This window comes from Nitrospira sp., assembly GCA_029194665.1.
In the GTDB taxonomy this organism is placed as follows: domain Bacteria; phylum Nitrospirota; class Nitrospiria; order Nitrospirales; family Nitrospiraceae; genus Nitrospira_D.
This window is the reverse complement of record JARFXO010000003.1, coordinates 660,637-680,953: the sequence shown is the minus strand read 5'-3', so window position 1 is coordinate 680,953 and position 20,317 is coordinate 660,637. Positions and strand designations below refer to the sequence as shown.

General features: G+C 55.7%; 19 protein-coding genes. 9 read left to right on the top strand and 10 right to left on the bottom strand.

Annotation, left to right across the window (positions count from 1 at the left end; translation table 11 throughout):
- Window positions 1-76: 76 nt before the first annotated feature.
- Window positions 77-1,012, bottom strand: coding sequence for an ATP-binding protein (locus P0119_12685; protein MDF0666914.1), 936 nt, complete (start codon window positions 1,010-1,012; stop codon window positions 77-79).
- 239 nt (window positions 1,013-1,251) lie between these two features.
- Between P0119_12685 and P0119_12680 the strand changes: the two genes are divergently transcribed.
- Together P0119_12680 and P0119_12675 are read left to right on the top strand one after the other, a co-directional pair.
- Window positions 1,252-1,905, top strand: coding sequence for a TrkA C-terminal domain-containing protein (locus P0119_12680; protein ID MDF0666913.1), 654 nt, complete (start codon window positions 1,252-1,254; stop codon window positions 1,903-1,905).
- Window positions 1,906-2,017: 112 nt separating this feature from the next.
- Window positions 2,018-3,352, top strand: coding sequence for a Do family serine endopeptidase (locus tag P0119_12675; protein ID MDF0666912.1), 1,335 nt, complete (start codon window positions 2,018-2,020; stop codon window positions 3,350-3,352).
- 5 nt (window positions 3,353-3,357) lie between these two features.
- On the opposite strand, the gene fusA is transcribed toward P0119_12675, so the two are convergent.
- Window positions 3,358-5,460: an elongation factor G gene (fusA, locus tag P0119_12670; protein ID MDF0666911.1), complete on the bottom strand. Its 2,103-nt coding sequence runs from the start codon at window positions 5,458-5,460 to the stop codon at window positions 3,358-3,360.
- An 81-nt stretch (window positions 5,461-5,541) separates the two neighbouring features.
- Window positions 5,542-6,267 (bottom strand): DNA repair protein RadC, encoded by a 726-nt coding sequence (radC, locus tag P0119_12665; protein MDF0666910.1) that lies wholly within the window; start codon window positions 6,265-6,267, stop codon window positions 5,542-5,544.
- A gap of 185 nt (window positions 6,268-6,452) precedes the next feature.
- Between radC and P0119_12660 the strand changes: the two genes are divergently transcribed.
- The 4 genes from P0119_12660 (at window position 6,453) to P0119_12645 (ending at window position 9,125) form a co-directional block, all read left to right on the top strand.
- The gene (locus tag P0119_12660; GenBank protein MDF0666909.1) at window positions 6,453-6,626 is read left to right on the top strand and encodes a hypothetical protein; all 174 of its coding nucleotides are present in this window, start codon (window positions 6,453-6,455) and stop codon (window positions 6,624-6,626) included.
- 251 nt (window positions 6,627-6,877) lie between these two features.
- Window positions 6,878-7,450, top strand: coding sequence for a 16S rRNA (guanine(966)-N(2))-methyltransferase RsmD (rsmD, locus tag P0119_12655; protein MDF0666908.1), 573 nt, complete (start codon window positions 6,878-6,880; stop codon window positions 7,448-7,450).
- On the top strand, window positions 7,447-7,935 hold the full coding sequence (gene coaD, locus P0119_12650; GenBank protein ID MDF0666907.1) for a pantetheine-phosphate adenylyltransferase: 489 nt from the start codon (window positions 7,447-7,449) through the stop codon (window positions 7,933-7,935). Before rsmD ends, coaD begins: the two co-directional genes overlap by 4 nt.
- A complete protein-coding gene (locus P0119_12645; protein ID MDF0666906.1) occupies window positions 7,932-9,125 on the top strand; it encodes a pyridoxal phosphate-dependent aminotransferase in 1,194 nt (397 codons plus the stop codon). The genes coaD and P0119_12645 overlap by 4 nt, the downstream gene beginning before the upstream one ends.
- A 217-nt stretch (window positions 9,126-9,342) precedes the next feature.
- Here the strand turns inward: P0119_12645 and P0119_12640 are convergent, their stop codons facing one another.
- The 4 genes from P0119_12640 to purH form a co-directional block, all read right to left on the bottom strand.
- The gene (locus P0119_12640; GenBank protein MDF0666905.1) at window positions 9,343-9,507 is read right to left on the bottom strand and encodes a hypothetical protein; all 165 of its coding nucleotides are present in this window, start codon (window positions 9,505-9,507) and stop codon (window positions 9,343-9,345) included.
- A gap of 47 nt (window positions 9,508-9,554) precedes the next feature.
- Window positions 9,555-9,992 carry a hypothetical protein gene (locus tag P0119_12635; protein ID MDF0666904.1) on the bottom strand — a complete coding sequence of 146 codons (438 nt, stop codon included), beginning with the start codon at window positions 9,990-9,992 and terminating at the stop codon, window positions 9,555-9,557.
- Between the two features lie 219 nt (window positions 9,993-10,211).
- Entirely contained in the window at window positions 10,212-11,486 is a 1,275-nt protein-coding gene (gene purD / locus P0119_12630) for a phosphoribosylamine--glycine ligase (GenBank protein ID MDF0666903.1), read from the bottom strand.
- Between the two features lie 151 nt (window positions 11,487-11,637).
- Window positions 11,638-13,191, bottom strand: a complete 1,554-nt coding sequence (purH, locus tag P0119_12625; GenBank protein ID MDF0666902.1) for a bifunctional phosphoribosylaminoimidazolecarboxamide formyltransferase/IMP cyclohydrolase — start codon at window positions 13,189-13,191, stop codon at window positions 11,638-11,640.
- A gap of 344 nt (window positions 13,192-13,535) precedes the next feature.
- Here purH and P0119_12620 point away from each other — a divergent pair, with 344 nt between their 5' ends.
- Entirely contained in the window at window positions 13,536-14,021 is a 486-nt protein-coding gene (locus P0119_12620; protein MDF0666901.1) for a hypothetical protein, read from the top strand.
- A gap of 164 nt (window positions 14,022-14,185) precedes the next feature.
- Here the strand turns inward: P0119_12620 and P0119_12615 are convergent, their stop codons facing one another.
- From P0119_12615 to P0119_12605, 3 genes are all read right to left on the bottom strand, one after another.
- Window positions 14,186-14,905 (bottom strand): SDR family NAD(P)-dependent oxidoreductase, encoded by a 720-nt coding sequence (locus tag P0119_12615; GenBank protein MDF0666900.1) that lies wholly within the window; start codon window positions 14,903-14,905, stop codon window positions 14,186-14,188.
- A 417-nt stretch (window positions 14,906-15,322) separates the two neighbouring features.
- Window positions 15,323-16,579, bottom strand: coding sequence for a sulfite dehydrogenase (soxC, locus tag P0119_12610; protein MDF0666899.1), 1,257 nt, complete (start codon window positions 16,577-16,579; stop codon window positions 15,323-15,325).
- A 65-nt stretch (window positions 16,580-16,644) separates the two neighbouring features.
- Window positions 16,645-17,121, bottom strand: coding sequence for a hypothetical protein (locus P0119_12605; GenBank protein ID MDF0666898.1), 477 nt, complete (start codon window positions 17,119-17,121; stop codon window positions 16,645-16,647).
- 310 nt (window positions 17,122-17,431) lie between these two features.
- Here P0119_12605 and P0119_12600 point away from each other — a divergent pair, with 310 nt between their 5' ends.
- Both P0119_12600 and P0119_12595 read left to right on the top strand, forming a co-directional pair.
- The gene (locus tag P0119_12600; protein ID MDF0666897.1) at window positions 17,432-17,635 is read left to right on the top strand and encodes a hypothetical protein; all 204 of its coding nucleotides are present in this window, start codon (window positions 17,432-17,434) and stop codon (window positions 17,633-17,635) included.
- A gap of 28 nt (window positions 17,636-17,663) precedes the next feature.
- Complete coding sequence (locus P0119_12595) at window positions 17,664-20,147, top strand: hypothetical protein (protein ID MDF0666896.1); 2,484 nt, start codon at window positions 17,664-17,666, stop codon at window positions 20,145-20,147.
- Window positions 20,148-20,317 lie beyond the last annotated feature (170 nt).

Genomic DNA, 20,317 nt, shown 5'->3' with positions numbered 1-20,317 from the left:
ACGTGATTACGAGTGGGAAACGTGATGCTAGGATCAGCTTACGGAGTGTAGAAGCGGTTTGCAAGGGCCGAATGGATCAGCGAGCTGGCGAAGTCTTCGCCCGGGCCATCAGCTTACAGTAGGAGCAGGTCTCAGCCGTGGTCGGCTGCCCACAGTTGGAACAGGGGTACAGCGATGAGCGATCTTTTTCCGCGATAGTCGTGGATGTCTCGGTCGTGCCAGATTTTTCAAGAAACCCCCAGTAAAACATCTGCTTGGTGCCGGGCGACTCGGTTTCCAGGCGATTCAAAACTTCTTTGTAGAGGAGCGTGCGTGCTCCTTGCGCCATCGGACATTCCTCAACCACATAGTCGATCTTGTTCAGGACGCAATAGGCTGCCAATTCGCGCTCAGTCAATCGATACAGAGGCTTCACCTTCTTGGCGAATCCATCGACGGAGGCGGGCAGGCTGGGGCCTTGCTTTCCAAGGTATTCGGTCTGCCAATGCAACACATTCCCGAGCAACCGAGCCGCTTCATCATCCAAATTATGTCCCGTCGCCATGACATCATACCCATGCCGGATTGCCGCATGGTTGAATTGATAGCGTTTGATCGTGCCGCATGTCGAGCAAGTCGGACGGTTGGCTATGATGGCCAGCTCGCGAATGCCGGCGCCTTCTTCTCGGTCGACCGTATGGACATGGAGCACGGCGTCGTATTCCGCGGCCACGGTCTCGGAAAAGTGCACGACTTTCTGCCGTGATGATTCGGAATAGCCTCCGATCCCAAGGTTCACATACAGCGCATCGGTCTTGTAGCCTAGCTTCAGAAGAATGTCCCAGAGGGCCAAACTATCCTTGCCGCCTGAAACAGCGACAAGGAGACGGTCTGTCTTTTCGAACATCTTCTGAGATCGAATCGCTTTGTGCACCTGGTCATATACAAAACTGTTAAAGCAAGTCTTGCAGAATGCTGCATGGTGGCGGGGTAACTTGAGGGCTGCTTTGGTCTTACACTTCGTACAGTTCATCGCCCGGATCATACGGTGTAGCCGGGGTGATTGCAAACCGGTACCGCCACGGTATGAAGCAAAATGCTGAACGATCGAATGGGGCAAGCACCAGTGTCACGAACCATAAAAAATCTCCTGCACGATTGACCTCCGAATCATGATCCGCTATGAAGATACCGGTGGGAGAGGAGTTAGAAAAAGTCGGTGGGGGTAAGGGACAAAAAATTGTAAGTTTACATAATATAACTTATCAGACTATGACCTTCGAACTTCTCGGCCGTGTGCATCAAGAACTTTCAATTACCGGACATGCGTTCTACGAAACTATTCTCTCTATTTCTGAGCTGGTCAACCGAAAGGTTCAGGTTATTCGTCTCCATTGGCAGGCTTCCATTTTGCTGCAGCAAATTGACGATGTCGCTGCAAAAGTCGGTCAACAAATCGTCGCGCGGGTTTCTGATCGACTTCTGTACGAGAATCACACCGATTTGGTTGTCGGCGCGATCGATCAGATGCTTGCTGATACCACCTCACGCGTTCAAGAGTTAAAGCGGTCGTTGATCGGAGTTGATGCCCAGATACGTGAGCTCAAAATCGAGTCGGTCCGCCAGGACCTGCTCTCCCTCCAACGTGATTTGGCGCTTCGTTCGGGAGGTATGGAACGGCTGACCATCGTTCGTGGCGCTGCCGCCGCCGGGCAGCCACTCAGCGCGCTTCCACGCTATTCCGCTTCCTCCGCTTACGTGGCCGTGGTGTTTCGAGGACCTTTTCTGGTGGCTCCGACCAACGATCTCCTCTTCCGGCCCGGTGACATCGTAGTCTTGATTGGCGCTCAAGCCGAACTCGATCAACTCGTCTCATGGTTTACCGGCCAACGTCCCCTGACACCGTCGCTCACGAGATCGGCGTAGAAGATCGGCGTAGAAGAGTAGGCACATCGATAGAGATCGGCTACAATAACACTCGATGTCAGCTGCAGCATTTCCACGCTCATGCGTTTTACTCGCTTGTGTTTCTCTCCTCTTGTCCGCTGTCATCGGAGGCGTCCGAGCCGAGGCATTCTCGACCGACTCACCCGGCCTTCGCATGCTAGAGGAGATCCAAACCGTCATTACCGAACTTGCGGAGCAGACCAAGCCTTCTGTCGTCAACCTGTTTCCCATTACCAGAGCCGGTAGGCTCCGCGGAGGGCCTGGCGAACGTACGCCGAATGCGTCAGGTTCCGGTTCGGGCCTGATTGTCGACGATGAGGGCCATATCGTGACGAACAACCATGTGATCGGGGATGCAACTGAAATCGAAGTGCGGTTTTCCGATAAGACGATGCTCAAGGCTCAGGTGATCGGCAAAGATCCGGATACCGATTTAGCGGTGCTCAAAGTAAACACTGATCGACGGTTGCCTAGTGCTCGGTTCGGTGACTCTGCCGGCGTCAAGGTCGGCCAATGGGTGTTGGCTGTCGGGAATCCGTTCGGGTTGGACCAGACCGTGACGCTCGGTGTGGTCAGCGGCATTGGTCGTGAAAACATCAACCTTTCACGCTATGAAAATTTCATTCAGACTGACGCCTCGATTAACCCAGGAAATTCAGGAGGCCCGCTCTTTAACCTCCGGGGTGAAGTGATTGGTATCAATACGGCGATCATCAATTTTGCCCAGGGAATTGGATTCGCGATTCCCTCGAATATGGCCAAGCAGGTCATCGAGCAGTTGCTGGCCAAGGGCAAGGTCATGCGGGGTTGGCTCGGAGTCGGAATTCAGCCGTTGACGGCTGACTTAGCGAAACAATTTGGAGTGGCTGAAGGCGAAGGAGTACTGGTGAACGAAGTGTTCGAGAAAGACCCTGCGGCCCTGGCTGGGATCAAACCAGGCGATGTCATCGTCCGGATCGACGGTGTTGTCGTCGATTCACCAAATAAACTGTCTCGTCTCATCGCGACGGTGACTCCAGGTGCCAAGTCAAAGATAGAAATAGTCCGGGATCTAAAACGCTTGACGATGGACGTGCCCCTCACGGAACGGCGAGATACCCCTGTTGTTGCATCGGTTCCTCAACCAGAGGAGAAGCTAGGAGTCAGGCTTGGTCTTGACCTCCAAGACTTGACCGCCGCCCTGTCGGAGCGGTTCAAGCTCGGTGAGGCGAAAGGTGTGCTGATCGCAAAGGTTGAACCCAACAGCCTTGCTCAAGCCGAAGGTCTCCGTGAGGGCGACCTCATCAAAGAAGTCAACCGTATGGACGTGTCCTCCGTAGGAGAATTTAGGTCAGCCATTGCGCGATTCAGGCGTGGCGATGCACTGTTGCTCCGTGTACTTCGTGAAAACCACGCATTTTATGTCGTGCTTAAACCCTCCGACTGAAGATTTCAATGGGCCGTGGCGGCTTGCCCTTCTGCCTTATGTCGCTCGATGACCCGTACAGCCAACTCTCGTGGCACTTCATCATACTGCGCGAAATCCATGACATAGCTGCCCCGTCCTCCGGTCATGGCGTTGAGGGCCGTCGCATATCGAAGGAGCTCAGCAAGTGGAACCAACGCCGTAATCTGTTCCGCATGGTCTTGCGCGTTCACAGTCACGATCCGACCCCGTCGGGCGCTCAAGTCGCCCATGACAGCTCCAACCGCGTCGGTCGGTGTATCGATTTCGATCGTCATGACAGGCTCAAGTAACACCGGATGCGCCGTCTCGATCGCTTTCTTGAACGCCATCGATCCCGCGATCTTGAACGACATCTCAGATGAATCAACCACATGATAGGATCCGTCATAGACGGCTACCCGCACATCGACGACCGGAAAGCCGCTCAACGGTCCATCCTGCATGGCTTCGATGACCCCTTTTTCAACGGCGGGAATGAAATTTCGAGGAATCGCTCCTCCTACCACGCGATTCTCAAATGCATACCCGTTACCGCGCGGGAGCGGCGCCACTTCAATCCAACAATCGCCGTATTGCCCGTGCCCGCCGGTTTGCTTCTTGTACTTGCCCTGTGCCTGTGATTTCGTCTTGAGCGTTTCTCGGTACGGGACCTTCGGAGTGTGTAGGACGACATCCGCTCCGAACTTTCGATGGAGCTTCTCGAGCGCCAAATCGATGTGGAACTGCCCCATGCCGCTGAGCACCATTTCCTTGGTTTCGGCATTGCGCGCAAATTCCAGCGTCGGATCTTCTTCGATGAGTTTGTGAAGGCCAAGACTCACTTTATCGATGTCGGTCTTGGACTTGGCTTCGATCGCGAACGACAAGATCGGCTTTGGTAGGCTCAGCATAGGGTAGCAGATGGGAGCATTTTCTTGACACAACGTGTCACCGGTATGTGTATCTTTGAGTTTTGCGATGGCCACGATCTCTCCCCCTCTTGCAGAGTCGATGGCCGTGTGACGTTTGCCCAGGACCCTGTAGAAATGGCCGAGCTTCTCCCTCACATGTTTTGAAGCATTCAGCACCGTCGCATCGGTATGGATTGTTCCCGACAAGACCCGGCAATAGGACAACCGACCGATGAATGGGTCGATGATCGTTTTGAAGACATAGGCTGAAAACGGTTCCTGCTGACTCCCCTTCCGTTCACACACTTCATGAGTCTCTGGGTGGATCCCTTGCCATGGACGGGCCAGACCACGCTCGGAGGGTGCCGGCAATAAGGTCACAATGGCATCCAGCAGGGACCAGACTCCGACATTCTGGGTTGCGGAGCCGGCGTACACGGGAAGAAATTGCTGCGTGTGGATGTCGCGACGGAGTCCTTGTAACAGATCTTCCTGGTTTAAATCGCCCTGAGTTAAGTAGGTCTCCAATAAAGTTTCTCCGCTCTCCGCGACTGCCTCCACGAGCTGCTTGCGCGTTCCGCTAAGAATTCCTTCCAGGTCACTTGAAATCGGGAGCTGCTCGACGTGCGCGGAACTCGGTCCAGACCGTACAAGCTTCTCATGCCGCACATCAATGACGCCGTATAAATTCACGCCGGGGCTGACCGGCACCGTCATCGGGATGGGAGGACGACCGAGCTGCTGGCGGCAGATCTCCAGAACGTTCTCGAATGAGGCGCCTTCCTTATCAAGTCCGTTCACGAACACGAGACAGGGAAGATCCAAGGCTTTGATTCTTGCCCACAGCCGTGTCAGCTCCGTCCTCACCCCCATGTTTCCGCTCAGAAGAAGAATGACCGCATCAACGGCCTGCAGGGCGGCAAGCGATTCTCCAAGAAGATCGAGGGCACCCGGAGGGTCAAGTAAATTGATGCTGGCGTGATTCCACGAAAACTGCAGGAGACTGGTACTGGTCGAATTACGATGACGAAGCTCCTCCGGTTCGAAATCAGAAACGGTAGTACCCTGTGTCACAGAACCAAGCATGGGAATCGCTCCACCGGTATAGAGTAGGGCCTCACTGAGCGAGGTCTTTCCCGCGCCGGCACTGGATACGATCGCCACGTTTCTGATGGGCTCCAGACGGGCTGTTTCCATAGTCTACCCTCCTTGCTAAGTCGGGGTTTAGGCCATTCGCTTCCTCATATTCCTCGGGCCGTTGTTTCAGCCAACATGATTTCAGGGGCGCTCGTACTCGTTGCTTTGTCCTGTCATCCATCCTTCGTCAGCGAAGCTCACGTACCGACCATCTCCAATAATCAGATGGTCCAATACGCGGATCCCCAACAGTTTGCCCGCCGTTGCGAGTCGATCGGTCAATCGTCGATCCTCGGGGCTTGGAGTCGGATCTCCGCTGGGATGATTGTGAAGAAAAATGACGGCGGCGGCCGATTCACGCACCGCGAGCGCAAAGACTTCACGTGGATGCACGATACTGAGTGTGAGGCTTCCCTCTGAGATCGTGGTCTCTCTGATCACCATATTTTTTGCGTCCAGTAGCACGACTTTGAAAAGCTCGTGTTTTACATCGCGGAGTGCAGGGTGAAAATGTTTGAACAGATCCGCACTTGAGGCAATACGAGTGCCGGTAGACATTGGAACGGCCAACGACCGTCGCCCTAATGCCAACGCAGCCTTGAGTTGGGCGGCCTTGGCGGGACCAACACCGGGGATGGCGCAGAGTTCTTTAGTGCCGCAGGCCGCCAATCCTCCCAGCCCACCTACCCGCTCAAGGAGTTCGATGGCTACTTGCACGGCGGATGAATCGCGACGGCCGGTTCTCAGGAGGATGGCGAGAAGATGGGCGTCCGATAAGGCCTCAGGTCCCTTGGCAAGAAGACGCTCACGTGGACGTTCGGTTTTTGGCCAGTAGGCAATGCTTTTTCTCGGTCCCGTGTCTGCCACAAAAACCCTCAGGTGACAAAAAATTGACGGTCCGGACTCTTTTGTACCGACAAATCAGTGAAAATTACCTGCCTGCGGCAAATACGTAATTCATAACTCGTTGAAATATTGAAACACGACAAATTGGTGCAGCTCTTGCTTAACTTTGCCAACAGCTGTGAACGTAGTCACCTTGGGAGGGATCAATGGAATGTCCAAAGTGCAAGGGGATGATGATGTTGGAACGGTTCTCTGATTTCTTTCTTGTGTTCTATGCATGGAAATGTATCAATTGCGGTGCCATTATTGATCGCACGATCTCTAACAACCGTAGAAAGAGTCTCGCCGCCCGCGAATCTCAGAGTGTCGCGGCTCGGTGAATTTACACTTCGTACCATGAACCCTGGCCCTCGCTGAGGGCCGGCAGGGACTCGCAGGTCAATCATGTTCTCTTTGATCTACCAGGAGAGAACGATCGCATTATAGTCTTCCGTAAGCAGACGGTCAAAAGAGTACCGCTGATCCTCCTGGAATCAGTCGTGGCTCACTCCGACAGCCATCCCTTCCGCATTTCTTGACCCCTGCAAAAACGCTATGTTAGAGTCTGACGCTCACGACGATGTTGTCTTCCATGCGTGTAATCGCCGGGACCCTCCGAGGTCATCGACTCTACGGGCCTCGAAAATTGGCTCTTCGTCCAACCTCCGACCGGGTTCGGGAGGCCCTGTTTTCAATTCTCGGTAATCGGCTTACGAACAGCCGGCTCTTGGACCTGTATGCGGGGACCGGAGCCGTGGGAATTGAAGCCGTTAGCCGTGGTGCCAAGCACGTGACCTCCGTCGAGTCGAACCGGGATGCACTGAACCTGCTGCGGAAAAATCTGGAGCTCTGCCATATTGGTGGTGATAAAATAGCCGTGCTGGGTTGCACTGTCCAACAATTCCTGAATCGCCCCGAAGAGTGGAACGGTCCCTATGATCTTGTCTTTGCCGACCCACCCTATGACGAGGCGTCGGCGCTCCCATCATTATTTGCTGAGTCCAGGACCGATGAGCTGTTTGCCCTGGACTCATGGCTGGTCATCGAACACACTGCGAAGATCGCCTTACCCACGCCGCTAGGATGCACCACGTTTTTGCGACTCTATCGCTACGGTGATACCGCCTTGTCTCTCTACTCGTACCTCCACGCTGTGCAGGCATGAAAATCGGTATTTATCCAGGGACATTTGATCCCATTACACATGGTCACACGGACATCATCACACGCAGCCTCCGAGTGTTCGACAAGGTGGTGGTCGCTGTCGCTCCGAATCCTTCCAAACATCCACTCTTCAATTTGGCGGAACGCCTTGATATGGTAAAGCTGGTCGTGAAGGATGTAGGACATGTCGAGGTGACACCGTTCGACGGATTGCTCGTCGACTATGTCGAGCGTTCAGGTGCCCATGCGATCATCCGTGGCCTGCGTGCCATTTCCGACTTTGAACATGAGTTTCAGATGGCGCTCGTCAACCGAAAGCTTGCCAAGACGGTGGAGACCGTGTTCTTAATGCCCAGCGAAGAGTACTCGTACTTGTCCTCGACCATCATCAAAGACGTGGCACAACACGATGGAAGTTTAATGCACTTTCTTCATCCGGAAGTAGCTCGGCGCCTACAAGCTCGTATCAGGAGTCTCAAACCATGAGATTGGCAGCACGTGTGGGTCGTATTGCACCCTCTCCGACGTTGGCGATGGCTGCAACCGCCAAGGCCATGGCCGCGCAAGGGCTGGACGTCATCGACTTTTCTGCCGGAGAACCGGATTTTGACACGCCGGAACCGGTGAAGGCCGCAGCAGAAGCGGCCATGCGCGAGGGGTTTACCAAGTACACCCCGTCGTCCGGGATCGATGAACTGCGAGGAGCGATTATCGACAAGCTCCAGGCTGAACTGGCTCTTCGGTATGAAAAATCTCAAATCCTCGTCTCCTGCGGGGCGAAGCATTCGCTCTACAATTTAGCAGAAGCCTTGCTCGAAGCAGGTGACGAGATCATCATCCCGATCCCCTACTGGGTTTCCTATTCGGATCAGGCACTTCTCAACGATGCCACACCGGTCCTGTTGCCGACTAAGGAGGAGGACGGTTACGCAGTCCATGCATCAGAGTTGGAACGACTCATTACACCGAGAACGAAAGCCATCATCGTGAATAGCCCGTGCAACCCTACCGGCGCAACCTATGATCGGGCGGCGCTGGAGCAGATCGCGTCAGCCGCGGTCCGGCATGACCTTCTTGTCATTTCGGATGAGATTTATGAAAAGGTGCTCTACGATGGAGCCACGCATCTCAGTATTGCATCATTGGGATCGGAGATTGCTGCGCGAACGGTCATTATCAACGGGGTATCGAAATCGTATGCCATGACAGGGTGGCGAATCGGATACGCGGCTGGTCCCAAAGATCTGATCACGGCGATGGCCAATATCCAGAGTCAGAGCACCTCGAATCCCTGCTCGATCTCACAGAAGGCCGCGGTCGCTGCCTTGCGTCTTGGGGAATCCTTCACTCGCAACATGGTGGAAGAATTTTCCCGTCGCCGAATCACCATTGTGAAAGGATTGAACAAGATTCCGGGAGTGTCCTGTCGAATGCCGAGCGGGGCTTTTTATGCTTTCCCGAATATCAAGGGTATATTGGGGAAGCGCGGTCCCTCGGGTGTACTCAAGACTCCCAATGATGTGGCTCATTATCTCTTGAATGATTCCCGGATTGCGGTCGTTCCGGGTGAACCCTTTGGAAGTCCGGAGCATCTCCGGCTGTCCTATGCTACCAGCATGACGAACATTACCCGAGGACTTGAGCGACTGGAGCAAGCGTTCGCGAAGTTAGGGTAAGTGAGGACTGGGTTATCTCGCGCTATGCAAAGCCAAGAGGGAGGGAAGCAGTGCCGATTTACGAATATCAGTGTGACGGCTGTTCGTATCGTTTTGAAGTGAAGCAGAGCATCAAGGACGATCCGCTCTCAATATGTGAGCGGTGTGGAAAGACGGTCAGGCGGCTGATTTCATCGCCTGGAATCATGTTTAAAGGAAGTGGCTGGTACGTCACCGACTACTCCGATAAACTCAAACCGCCGTCGATCTCAGGTAATGAAACCGGTACGACGAAGACGGAAGAGAAGAAGGAGTCGGCCCCTTCAGCGCCCGCACCCACAACATCTTCAGCTCCAGCTGCGACGCCGGCGGCATCGGCCGGCTCGTCATCATCCACATCCAATACGACGACGTCTTCCTCTTCACAATAGGAAGGAGGATCGAGGGCTGTTATCGGATGCCGACTGCCTTTGGAGCCGGACTTTTGTTGGCCGGTGCCTTGGGCGCCGTTTTGGAAGCCGGTCTGGCTGCGGCCTTCGCAGCGGGTTTTGCTGGTTTTTTATGGGGCGATGTCTTCGGAGCCATCGCTTTCAACGCCCTCGCGCGAGTCGCATCCAACTGATTTTGAAGACTGGTGATCATTCCGGTTTTCTCCCGGTTGATGCGACTCAGTTCATCGACCTGCCCCTGCAGTTCCTGTTTGATCTTGGACAAGTCGGCGACCTGAGCCTGAAGCTGAGTCGTCTCCATCGTCAGGGTTTGGATCTCAGAACGCAATTGTTCGATCTCGGCTTGCAAGGCTGGAGGCCAATAATCGCATCCCACAAGGCCTAGGGCGAAGCTGAAACCGACAACTGTTTGGATCAACCGCATCAGCTGGCATTTCATGGCCCCTCCCATTTCATCAGAAATGATCACTCCACACAACGTGTTGGTATCGTCGTGGGAGGGTATTCTAACAGATCATATGAATTGGCTAAGAAAAAGAACGGCCCAGGCTGTTTGGATCTAGGTGTGCTGGGATAAGTAGCTCTATGTTGGCAGCCGATGGGACGCGATCGACGTCATCGCTGAATCGGTCGTTCGAGAATGGTGGACTGTCCGTGCTTATATCGTGAGAGCCCGGTGTGCGATGTCCGTCCGGAAGTGACAACCTTCAAAGGAGATCATCTTGACGACTCGGTAGGCTTCGCGTTGTGCCTCAGATAAGGTGCCTCCTCGACCGAGAACGCCGAGGACGCGGCCTCCGGCTGTCACAACCCCATCCCCCTGCTGTGCCGTTCCTGCGTGAAAGACCACCGAAGAGTCCGATGAAATGGGTGTCGGAGGGAGTCCGGAGAGTGGCATTCCTTGCTGATAGGAGCCTGGATAGCCGCCCGATGCCATCACCACGCAGACCGTCGCGGTGGGATGCCACTCAACGGAAAGTTGGTCCAGCCGATGTTCGACCACCGATTCGATGATGTCGAGAAAATCGGTCTTGAGCAAGGGTAGCACAACTTGTGCTTCAGGATCGCCCATGCGAGCGTTAAATTCGAGCACGTAGGGTGTTCCTCTCACCACCATCAATCCGGCGTAGAGAACTCCCTGAAACGGAGAGCCAAGACGCGCCATGGCATCCACCACCGGCTGTAAGACCTCGCGACGGACTCGATCTTGGAGCTCGGGAGTTCCCAACGGCGCCGGGCAATAGGCTCCCATCCCTCCGGTGTTCAGGCCCGTGTCACCATCACTCACCCGCTTATGATCCTGCGCGGGCGGCATCGGTATGACCGTGTTGCCATCGGTAAACGCCATGATCGTCAGTTCCTCTCCGTCGAGATACTGCTCGACCAACACCTGTTTACCGGCTTGACCGAACAGGGCCTTCTGCATCGAATCCACGATCGCCTGCTGTGCCTGTTGGTGTGTGGTCGCAATGATTACGCCTTTCCCTTGAGCCAGCCCATCCGCTTTGATGACGATCGGTAATTCCTGCCCTTCGACATAGGCAAGTGCGTTCGCGAGCTTTTCGAAACTCTTGGCGTGGGCCGTCCGGATCTTCGCTTGTGCCATGATCTCCTTCGAGAAGATCTTGCTGGCTTCCAAACGAGCGGCGTTCCTGGTCGGCCCAAACACTCTAAGCCGAGCTTTGCGAAATTCGTCAACGATCCCCAACGCAAGCGGTGCTTCAGGCCCAATTACCGTCAGATCAATCTGTTTTCGAAGGGCGAAGTCTTTCAGACCTGCAACGTCGTCCGACTTAATTGGGATGCATTCCGCCAATGACGCAATTCCCGCATTGCCGGGGGCACAGAAAAGGACCGGCCTGCGGGGACTCTGCGCGAGTTTCCATACCATCGCATGCTCACGTCCTCCGCCGCCGACCACGAGTATTTTCATAGATTTTCTTTAGGTAGGAAAGATAAGGAGGTTGCTCAAAATGGCCTGTCGCAAGCCCGCAGGAAGCTCGGGCACCGAGGCGTACGTTTTCTGGCACGTTGAGGTGGACGGGCGACCGAGAATGCAGCGGGAGGCCATTGTCAGCTGCCGATCAATGGCGGAAATGGCGCATGCCGGTGAGAATCATCGCCATCCCATGTTCATCCGCAGCTTTGACCACTTCTGCGTCTCGGATCGATCCGCCCGGTTGAATGACGGCCGTCACGCCGACTTCGGCTGCGGCATCCAGGCCATCGCGGAACGGAAAGAACGCATCCGAAGCCATGACACAGTCCTTGACCGGTATTTGCGCTTTCATGGCCGCCAGCTTCACGGAATCCACGCGACTCATCTGTCCGGCCCCGATGCCGACGGTCTGGCCAGGCTTGGCATAGATGATGGCATTGGACTTGACGTGTTTACAAACTTTCCAGGCAAACGCACAAGCGGCATATTCGTCATCCGTCGGTTTCCGGATGGTCGGCACGGCGAGCGTCCGAAGATCCGACAAGACACCGAGGTCCCGATCCTGTACGATGAGCCCGCCGACAAGTTTTTTCAGATCGAACCCTTCCTGCTTCACCTTCGTCAACGGGCCCACATCCAACAAACGCAGATCCTTCTTTCGCCTCAATTCGGCCAATGCCTCTTCAGCAAACCCTGGAGCAATCACGACCTCAACAAACGTGGAGGTGATTTCTTTGGCAGTTGCCAAATCCACGGGTCGGTTGAAGGCAATCACACCGCCGAAGGCAGACACGGGATCTGTCTCCCTGGCCTTGACGTAGGCCTCCACCGGTGTCCCACCGAGCGCCACCCCACAGGGATTATTGTGCTTGATGATCGCGACCGCCGTCTCTTCATACTCCTTCACCAACTCGAGTGCGGAATTCGCATCGAGGAAGTTATTGTAGGACATCGCCTTGCCGTGCAAGATCTTCCCACGAGAAACAGAAGGCTCCTTGCTGTCCAATTCTCGGTAGAACGCGCCTTGCTGGTGAGGATTCTCCCCGTAGCGGAGGGACTCAGCCAACTCAAACTGAAGCGACAACACTTTCGGGAACTTGACCTCCCCGCCTTTCGCATGTTGCTCCAAATAACCCGCGATCAATCCATCATAGCGTGACGTATGTTGGAAGACTTTCATCGCCAACTCACGGCGCAACGCCGGTGTCACCGTCTTGCTGTTCACCGCCTCCAACACCCGAGAATAATCGGCTGGATCGACGACGACCAACACATCGTCATGATTCTTGGCTGCCGACCGCAACATGGACGGGCCGCCGATATCGATATTTTCGATGGCGTCCTCGAAACGGCAATCTGGTTTGGCGATGGTGGCTTCGAAGGGGTAGAGGTTGACTACCACCACATCGATCGGGCCGATCCCATGTCGATTCATCTGCTCGACATGCGCCGGAAGCGACCGGCGTCCCAGCAAACCGCCATGAATCTTGGGGTGTAACGTTTTCACCCGACCATCGAGAATTTCCGGTGATCCCGTATAGGCCGCGACATCCGTGACGTTCACTCCCGCGTCGCGCAACGCTTTGGCCGTTCCTCCCGTGGACAAAATTTCCGCGCCAAGCGCTTCCAGCCCCTTGGCCATCTCGATGACTCCGGTCTTATCTGAAACACTGATCAACGCCCGCTTGATGCCGGCCATGTGAGTACTCCTTCAGAATCGTGTGTGATGTGGAAGAGATCCGTCGGCTACGAATGGTGAGCGAAGGATAGCAAATGGGTGGGGTAAGTTCAAGGCGACCTGTGGCCGGCTGCCCTATCTGAATGGAACTCCTTATGTCAGGATGGGGTCGCCGGAGCCGGTCGAAGCTGGTGTTTCCCTCACATCGCAGGTCCTCGTACATCGAGGCGGGAATAGGGCATTTACGAGTCTCAACCCCGGCAAACGTGTCATTGACGTTGGTGCTATCATTCAAGTAATGTTTCCTCGGCGATGAGGAATCCCCACGCATTCCATTACATAACCACGCACCATGGAGGTACGTTATGCTGGCTGGCCGGCTGGTGAAACTGATCGAGAAAAACTCCGAACAGCTTGCTCGCGAGCTCAGCGAGAAAGTGTGGAGCTCTCACCGCTGTAGCGATCTGCGCAAGGTTCCACCAAACGAACTCCAAGCGCGCACCCGTGAGATCTACCAGAACTTGAATAATTGGTTGATGGATATGACGGAGGCCGAAATCGAGCGCCGCTACACAGAGCTGGGCGCCCGTCGGGCCTCGCAAGGTGTTGCCTACAGCCATTTCCTCTGGGCGATCACCGCGACCAGGGAGCACATGGTGGCCTTTGTCAGGCGCGAAGGGTTGTCCGACAGCGCTGTCGAGTTGCACGGTGAGTTGGAACTCATGCAGGTGCTCAGTCAGTTTTTTGATCGTACGCTGTACTATACGGCCCTCGGGTATGAAACAGAGCGGGCCCGCATCGGAACGAACCTTCGCAGACGGAGGGACGATCATCAGAAAGTGCGCACGTAAGGTTCTGCTCGAGCGAAATTCGTGTTATCACCACACCGACGGGCTCGCTGCTTGAAGGGTGAGCCCATACCTATCTCAACCGAGCTGTTCTCCCAGTGATGGCGACCTCCTGTAGCCCGTCATTGCCATCAGGACAGAGAAGTCTCGTTCTCGTTTGAGCCCCTTCACCACTCAGCGCCTAACCGATCAATAACAATCTGATGTACCACAGCATACTTTCCCAGCGTCGAGAGGAACACCGCAGCTTCAGCCACATCGAACGGGCCGATCTTTTCGCTGCGCTCGATGTCCGCTGGAGATGCGTCTACCAGCTCGTCTGCAACGCCGCCTGGACAGATGGCGCTGACTTTGATGTGATAGGGTCGGCCTTCATCGGCCAATGATTTGGTCAATGCCATAATGCCGTGTTTTGAGGCGCTGTAGGTTCCGGTGCCAGCCCAGGCTTGCAGCCCGGCCACGCTCGACATGTTGATAATCACGCCGCCGCCCTGCTGCTTCATCTGCCGGAAGCCGGCCCGGCAGCAGAAGAAGGTGCCTCGCAAATTGACGTTCATCACCCGATCGAAGGCCTCGGTGCTTGTGTCAGCCAAACGCCCCCCACCGCCGATCCCAGCATTGTTCACAAGAATATCGATCCGGCCATAGCGGACCACTGTGTCAGCAATCAATCGTTCGACCTGTCGCTCGTCGGCGACATCGGTCTGGATCGGCCAGGCTTCCCCACCCTGCTTCTTGATTTGTGAAACGGTCTGCTCACACAAAGGCAACCGTCTCGCAGTTACGACGACCTTCGCCCCTTCCTGGCCGAACCGAAGCGCAATGGCCTTGCCGATGCCGCTGCTGCTTCCCGTAACAATTGCAACTTTGTCCTTGAGTCGTGACATGTGGTTCCTCATGCTTAACATGAAAGCGGACATGCTATTTCAAGATTCTGTGGTGTGAAAAGGCCATGAGCGTCACAGGCCTCTCCCCGGACAAATAGCTCCCGATCGTCTTGAGCGGCTCGGATGTTTCCAGACTGTTGTGTCCGGCCACTAGTACATCATTCGGTCCTTCTTTTCCTCTATCTCCTTGGCAGCCGGTGCATTTCGTGGCATGGCCCTGTGCTCCCTCTTTGCCCGTGCCCCGTTCCGGCGGCAATCCTTGTCGTCCGGCGAGACATCGATATTCCAAGCTTGGATGTCTGGGATCGTCGCAGGGCGCCCATGTCTATAACCCGGTTCTTGCTGATCAGCAGCCCAGACCGCCGAGGCGATCGAGAACGCGAAACCCATGAAGGGAGCGGAAAGACTGGCGAAGAGCTATTCATAGACGTTCGTCACAACACCATCTCGTCCGATCTTCCAACTCTGAATGCCGTTGTAATGGTAGCTCGAATGGGTGCCTCGCACCTTGATGAGGGCATCACGCGACGGCTGCAGGTATCCCGTATCATCGGTGCAACGACTCTGGATGATGGCCTCTTGACCATCCCATCTCCAAGGGAGACGGAAGCGGGTATGACACTTGGGTAACACAGGTTCTTGCAGGCGTGCTGCCTGCCAGGTCCTACCAGCGTCAACCGTGACTTCCACGGTCGTGATGCATCCTCGTCCGCTCCAGGCGAGCCCCTGAATTTCGTGGAAACCCGGGCGTAGTTGCTGTTGTCCGGACGGTCTCGTGATCACGGACTTGGCCTCCATAACGAGACTGAATTGATAGGCTTTCCCGTCCGGCATAAGATCGGTGTAGGTCGCGGTCTCCCATCTGGTCATGAACGGCGCCGATCCCAGCTTCAACCGCCTCAGCCACTTCACATTGATGTTACCCTCGAAGCCGGGCAACAACAGGCGGAGCGGGTAGCCCTGCTCAGGCCGGAGCGCTTCGCCATTTTGCCCATAACACACCATCGCCTCGTTCAGGACCTCATCGGTCAACGGCACACTGCGGGCGAGTGCGGCCGCATCTCCCCCTTCAGCCAACATCCATGTCGCCTCTCGCTGCATCTCTGCCGCTTCCAACAAGGTCGAGAGTTTGATGCCGGTCCACTCACTGGTGCTCGTTAAGCCATGCAGTTGCTGGACAGTCAAATTCTCCGCCTCATCCCACCCATCTCGGCTGTTGCCCGAACATTCAACGAAGGCAAAGCGGGAGACCGACGGAAATCGCTTCAGCTCCTCGACCGTGAAGATCATCGGACTGCCCACCAGGCCATGCACCAGCAGGCGATGGCGGGCCGGATCGATGGCTGGCACACCATTATGGTGCCGTTCGAAATGGAGAGCGGAGGGTGTCATGTTTCCCTGCAGGTCCTGGAGCGGAGTGGTGGAAGAGGACCTGGCGACTAAGCGCGTCTGTTCTTCAAAAGGCGAACGCTCACCATAGGGCCTGGGTGAGGCTCCCGGCACGCGCGTGGGATCGATCGCTTCGCTTCGTTCCTCGGCTTGCACACCAGTCAGCGCCGCCGACGCGCTGATCATCAACAACGAAGCGCCGCCGGCAAGGAACTGACGCCGGTTTAATAGCGAGGCCGGCGCTCTATTCGATACCTGGTTGTCATACCGCCTGTCTTTGCTCATCAAGCAACGCTCCGCCACCCGTTTATGCTGGTGTATGACTTATTACCCGACCGTTATCCGCCCGGTCACCTCAGTCGTTCCATCTTTGTGTGACAGAAGGCACCTTCGCTAGGCAATCGGATCTTGCCGTCCGGTGAAACCACGAAACCGTTCGCCTCATTCTCATACTCGCCCTTCGGAATTGACCAGACTCCATCATCCTTCCTCGCCCCGAACGGGCCGCCGGGATGGACCAGCAGTGCTTGGATCGTGCGGGTGCGTAATCGATAGAGCAGGATTCCCGCACTCTGCTTCCTCACCATGTCTTGGCTTACGCCGAATGGGTTCACAATTCCAGTGAGAAAATTGAGACAAGCGGTTGAAGACTCCGTCAAAGAAGGCATAGGCCCGAACAGATAGACGAGCGCGAGCAAGGCGGCAACCGGCATGAAGCACGCAATGATGCCGAGGAGAATGCCGAGCAACCCACGGAGCATGATCGCCCACCAGAGCAGAGGAAGTCGTTCCAGCTCATCTTCGTGTAGGATGGCAGGCGGTACCATCAGAAGAGCATATCGTTCCTACGTCCATGATGAAGCTGATGAATTCCCCGGTTGTTCTGTCCTTCCGATCGACCGAGATGTGTAAAGAGATACGCGCTGTACCGGTGCCCTACCAGGATCCTCCGCATTGAACCCCATACAGTGACCATTCGTAATCCTCTCGGATGAATGATAGAGGTCCTTTCCCTCACCAGAGTCTGTGCAGCCGCCTGCTTGAGTGGCAAATCTTAGCCTAGTACATTTATTATCAAATGTGGTACCGTGACGCCTCGCACCCTAGTCGTCACATCATCCACAGTGGAACGAGCTCATGAGGCGTGCGGGGATTCTCACCGGCGGTGTCGTTGCCCTGATACTTCTCGCCGTCGTGTGCATCCCACCTCCCGCCGAACCTATCAAGCTGTACATGACCAGTCACAGGTTCACGAATCCGTTGATCACCACGAGTCATAATTCGACAGGTCCCCATCATATGGGAGACCCCACGCAAGCCTTCAAAGGAACCATCACGTAAAATTGTTGATGCAAGGACTGAATACACTATGAGCACACTAGGCAGATGGTTGCAGCCTCCCCCCAAGGATTCTCTCGAGCAACAATACCAGGAGCTTGCCAATCTGTTGCGGGCTAAGGAACGGGTATTGGAGACGACGTCACACGATTTGAAGGTGAAGACCGCAGCCTTGCAGGTTCTCGAACAAAAGATCATGTCGTCCGAAACACAGTTCTCCTCAGCCCAACGGGAGCTGACCGCCCGTGGCGAGCAACTGAAAACGCTCGAAACAGAAGCGTCTGTACGGTCGAAACGGCTGACGGACGTGGAAGCTGAAGGAGTTGCGGCACGCCAACGCGTGAGTGAGCTCAATTCGACCATTGCCGCCCTGGTCAACGAACTTCGCGGGGCTCAACAGGCTTGTCAGGCTGCCGAACAGACCCACGAGGTCTTGAAGGAGGAAATCCGCGTTCTACGAGAGCATATCGCTCAACTCAACGAGGGGCTCGCCGACCGCGACCGACTCCGTACCCAGGTCGAGAGGCTGGAGTCCATGCAAGACCGTGTTCATCAGTTGGAGGTCGAACTGAGTGACCGGGAAGTCGCCCATCGCAGGACACTCCAGCAGTTCGAAGGAGTCGTCGTGGAGCGAGACCGGCGGATTAGTGAGGTCGAGGCGACTGCGGCCGCCCAGAGAGACGAACTGCAGGGAGCGCAGCAGGCCTGTCGGATTGCCGAACAGACCCACGAGGTCTTGAAGGAGGAAATCCGCGTTCTACGAGAGCATATCGCTCAACTCAACGAGGGGCTCGCCGACCGCGACCGACTCCGTACCCAGGTCGAGAGGCTGGAGTCCATGCAAGACCGTGTTCATCAGTTGGAGGTCGAACTGAGTGACCGGGAAGTCGCCCATCGCAGGACACTCCAGCAGTTCGAAGGAGTCGTCGTGGAGCGAGACCGGCGGATTAGTGAGGTCGAGGCGACTGCGGCCGCCCAGAGAGACGAACTGCAGGGAGCGCAGCAGGCCTGTCGGGCTGCCGAACAGACCCACGAGGTCTTGAAGGAGGAAATCCGCGTTCTACGAGAGCATATCGCCCAACTCAACGAGGGGCTCGCCGACCGCGACCGACTCCGTGCCCAGGTCAAGAAGTTGGAGTCGATGCAAGGCCGCGTCCATCAGTTGGAGGTGGAGCTGAGTGATCGGGAAGCCGCCCATCGGAACACGCTCCAGCAGTTCGAAGGGGCCATTGCGGAGCGAGACCGGCGGATTAGTGAGGTCGAGGCGACTGCGGCCGCCCAGAGAGACGAACTGCAGGGAGCGCAGCAGGCCTGTCGGGCTGCCGAACAGACCCACGAGGTCTTGAAGGAGGAAATCCGCATCCTACGAGAGCATATCGCCCAACTCAACGAGGGGCTCGCCGACCGCGACCGACTCCGTGCCCAGGTCAAGAAGTTGGCGTCGATGCAAGACCGCGTCCATCAGTTGGAGGTGGAGCTGAGCGATCGGGAAGTCGCCCATCGGGGAGTGCTTCAGCAGTTCGAAGGGGTGATTGCGGAGCGAGACCGGCGGATTAGTGAGGTCGAGGCGACTGCGGCCGCCCAGAGAGACGAACTGCACGGGGCTCAACAGGCTTATCGGACTGCCGAGCAAAGTCACGAGGTCTTGAAGGAGGAAATCCGGGTCCTGCGGGAGCATATCGCTCAACTCAACGAGGGGCTCGCCGACCGGGACCGACTCCGTGCCCAGGTCAAGAAGTTGGAGTCGATGCAAGGCCGCGTCCATCAGTTGGAGGTGGAGCTGAGCGATCGGGAAGCCACCCATCGGGGAGTGCTTCAGCAGTTCGAAGGGGTGATTGCGGAGCGAGACCGACGGATCGAAGAGCTGATGCCTGTCACCCACCTGCTTCGCGAGAAGGGAGTAGAGCTCAAAGAATGGGATAAAAAATACGCGCGCACTGTTCAAGAACACAAGACAGAAATGACAAAGCTCCAAGAGCAATGCGCGGCACAGGACCAACTCCGCGAGCAACTTCTCCTCAATGAGCAACAGCTCCATGAACGAGACGAGCAAATTGCAAGTCTCCACCGTCAGTTACAGGACCTTCAAGCGGAGCATCACAATCTAGTACAAGAGGTACAGAGCATCCCAGGGAAAGATGAGCAGATCGATCGTCTGCAAAAACGACTCAGGGAACTGCGAACGGCACATCGTGCGAACGCAGCTCCAACAACCGCAGCGCCTCGCCAGTCAAGCCAGAATGGAGCTGGGTCGAATGCTCAAGGCAAACAGCCCAAAGTCAGTAAAAATGTTCAGGAAGACGATCTTAAAAAGATCTGCGGGATCGGACCGGTCCTCGCTGACAGCCTCCATAAAATGGGCACCCGCACATTTGTCCAAATCGCTCGTTGGAAACCGGAAGATATCGAAAAAATCGCAAGGAAGCTCGATGCCGATCCAGAGCGCATTAAACGGGAGAATTGGATCGCGGACGCCAAGAAGCAACACTACCGAAAATACGGGGAACGGGTCTAGAAGCACTTCATTGCACGGTTTTTTCCCGGTCATCTGTGAGATGATCCTCTGTCTGGCCTGCCAGGCCAAATCCCTCAACCAACCGGCTGGGCCAATGACGACCATGGCAACACATTTCACGTGGATGGCTTCATCGTCTAACCTCTCAATGGATCAGCCCTGACCGGGCA

Bases quoted from the DNA above. Each gene is read 5' to 3' on its own strand.
- P0119_12685 (MDF0666914.1), bottom strand. From the start codon at position 1,012: ATGAACTGTACGAAGTGTAAGACCAAAGCAGCCCTCAAGTTACCCCGC.
- P0119_12680 (MDF0666913.1), top strand. From the start codon at position 1,252: ATGACCTTCGAACTTCTCGGCCGTGTGCATCAAGAACTTTCAATTACC.
- fusA (MDF0666911.1), bottom strand. From the start codon at position 5,460: ATGGAAACAGCCCGTCTGGAGCCCATCAGAAACGTGGCGATCGTATCC.
- P0119_12660 (MDF0666909.1), top strand. From the start codon at position 6,453: ATGGAATGTCCAAAGTGCAAGGGGATGATGATGTTGGAACGGTTCTCT.
- rsmD (MDF0666908.1), top strand. From the start codon at position 6,878: ATGCGTGTAATCGCCGGGACCCTCCGAGGTCATCGACTCTACGGGCCT.
- coaD (MDF0666907.1), top strand. From the start codon at position 7,447: ATGAAAATCGGTATTTATCCAGGGACATTTGATCCCATTACACATGGT.
- P0119_12645 (MDF0666906.1), top strand. From the start codon at position 7,932: ATGAGATTGGCAGCACGTGTGGGTCGTATTGCACCCTCTCCGACGTTG.
- P0119_12635 (MDF0666904.1), bottom strand. From the start codon at position 9,992: ATGAAATGCCAGCTGATGCGGTTGATCCAAACAGTTGTCGGTTTCAGC.
- purD (MDF0666903.1), bottom strand. From the start codon at position 11,486: ATGAAAATACTCGTGGTCGGCGGCGGAGGACGTGAGCATGCGATGGTA.
- purH (MDF0666902.1), bottom strand. From the start codon at position 13,191: ATGGCCGGCATCAAGCGGGCGTTGATCAGTGTTTCAGATAAGACCGGA.
- P0119_12620 (MDF0666901.1), top strand. From the start codon at position 13,536: ATGCTGGCTGGCCGGCTGGTGAAACTGATCGAGAAAAACTCCGAACAG.
- P0119_12615 (MDF0666900.1), bottom strand. From the start codon at position 14,905: ATGTCACGACTCAAGGACAAAGTTGCAATTGTTACGGGAAGCAGCAGC.
- soxC (MDF0666899.1), bottom strand. From the start codon at position 16,579: ATGAGCAAAGACAGGCGGTATGACAACCAGGTATCGAATAGAGCGCCG.
- P0119_12605 (MDF0666898.1), bottom strand. From the start codon at position 17,121: ATGGTACCGCCTGCCATCCTACACGAAGATGAGCTGGAACGACTTCCT.
- P0119_12600 (MDF0666897.1), top strand. From the start codon at position 17,432: ATGAGGCGTGCGGGGATTCTCACCGGCGGTGTCGTTGCCCTGATACTT.
- P0119_12595 (MDF0666896.1), top strand. From the start codon at position 17,664: ATGAGCACACTAGGCAGATGGTTGCAGCCTCCCCCCAAGGATTCTCTC.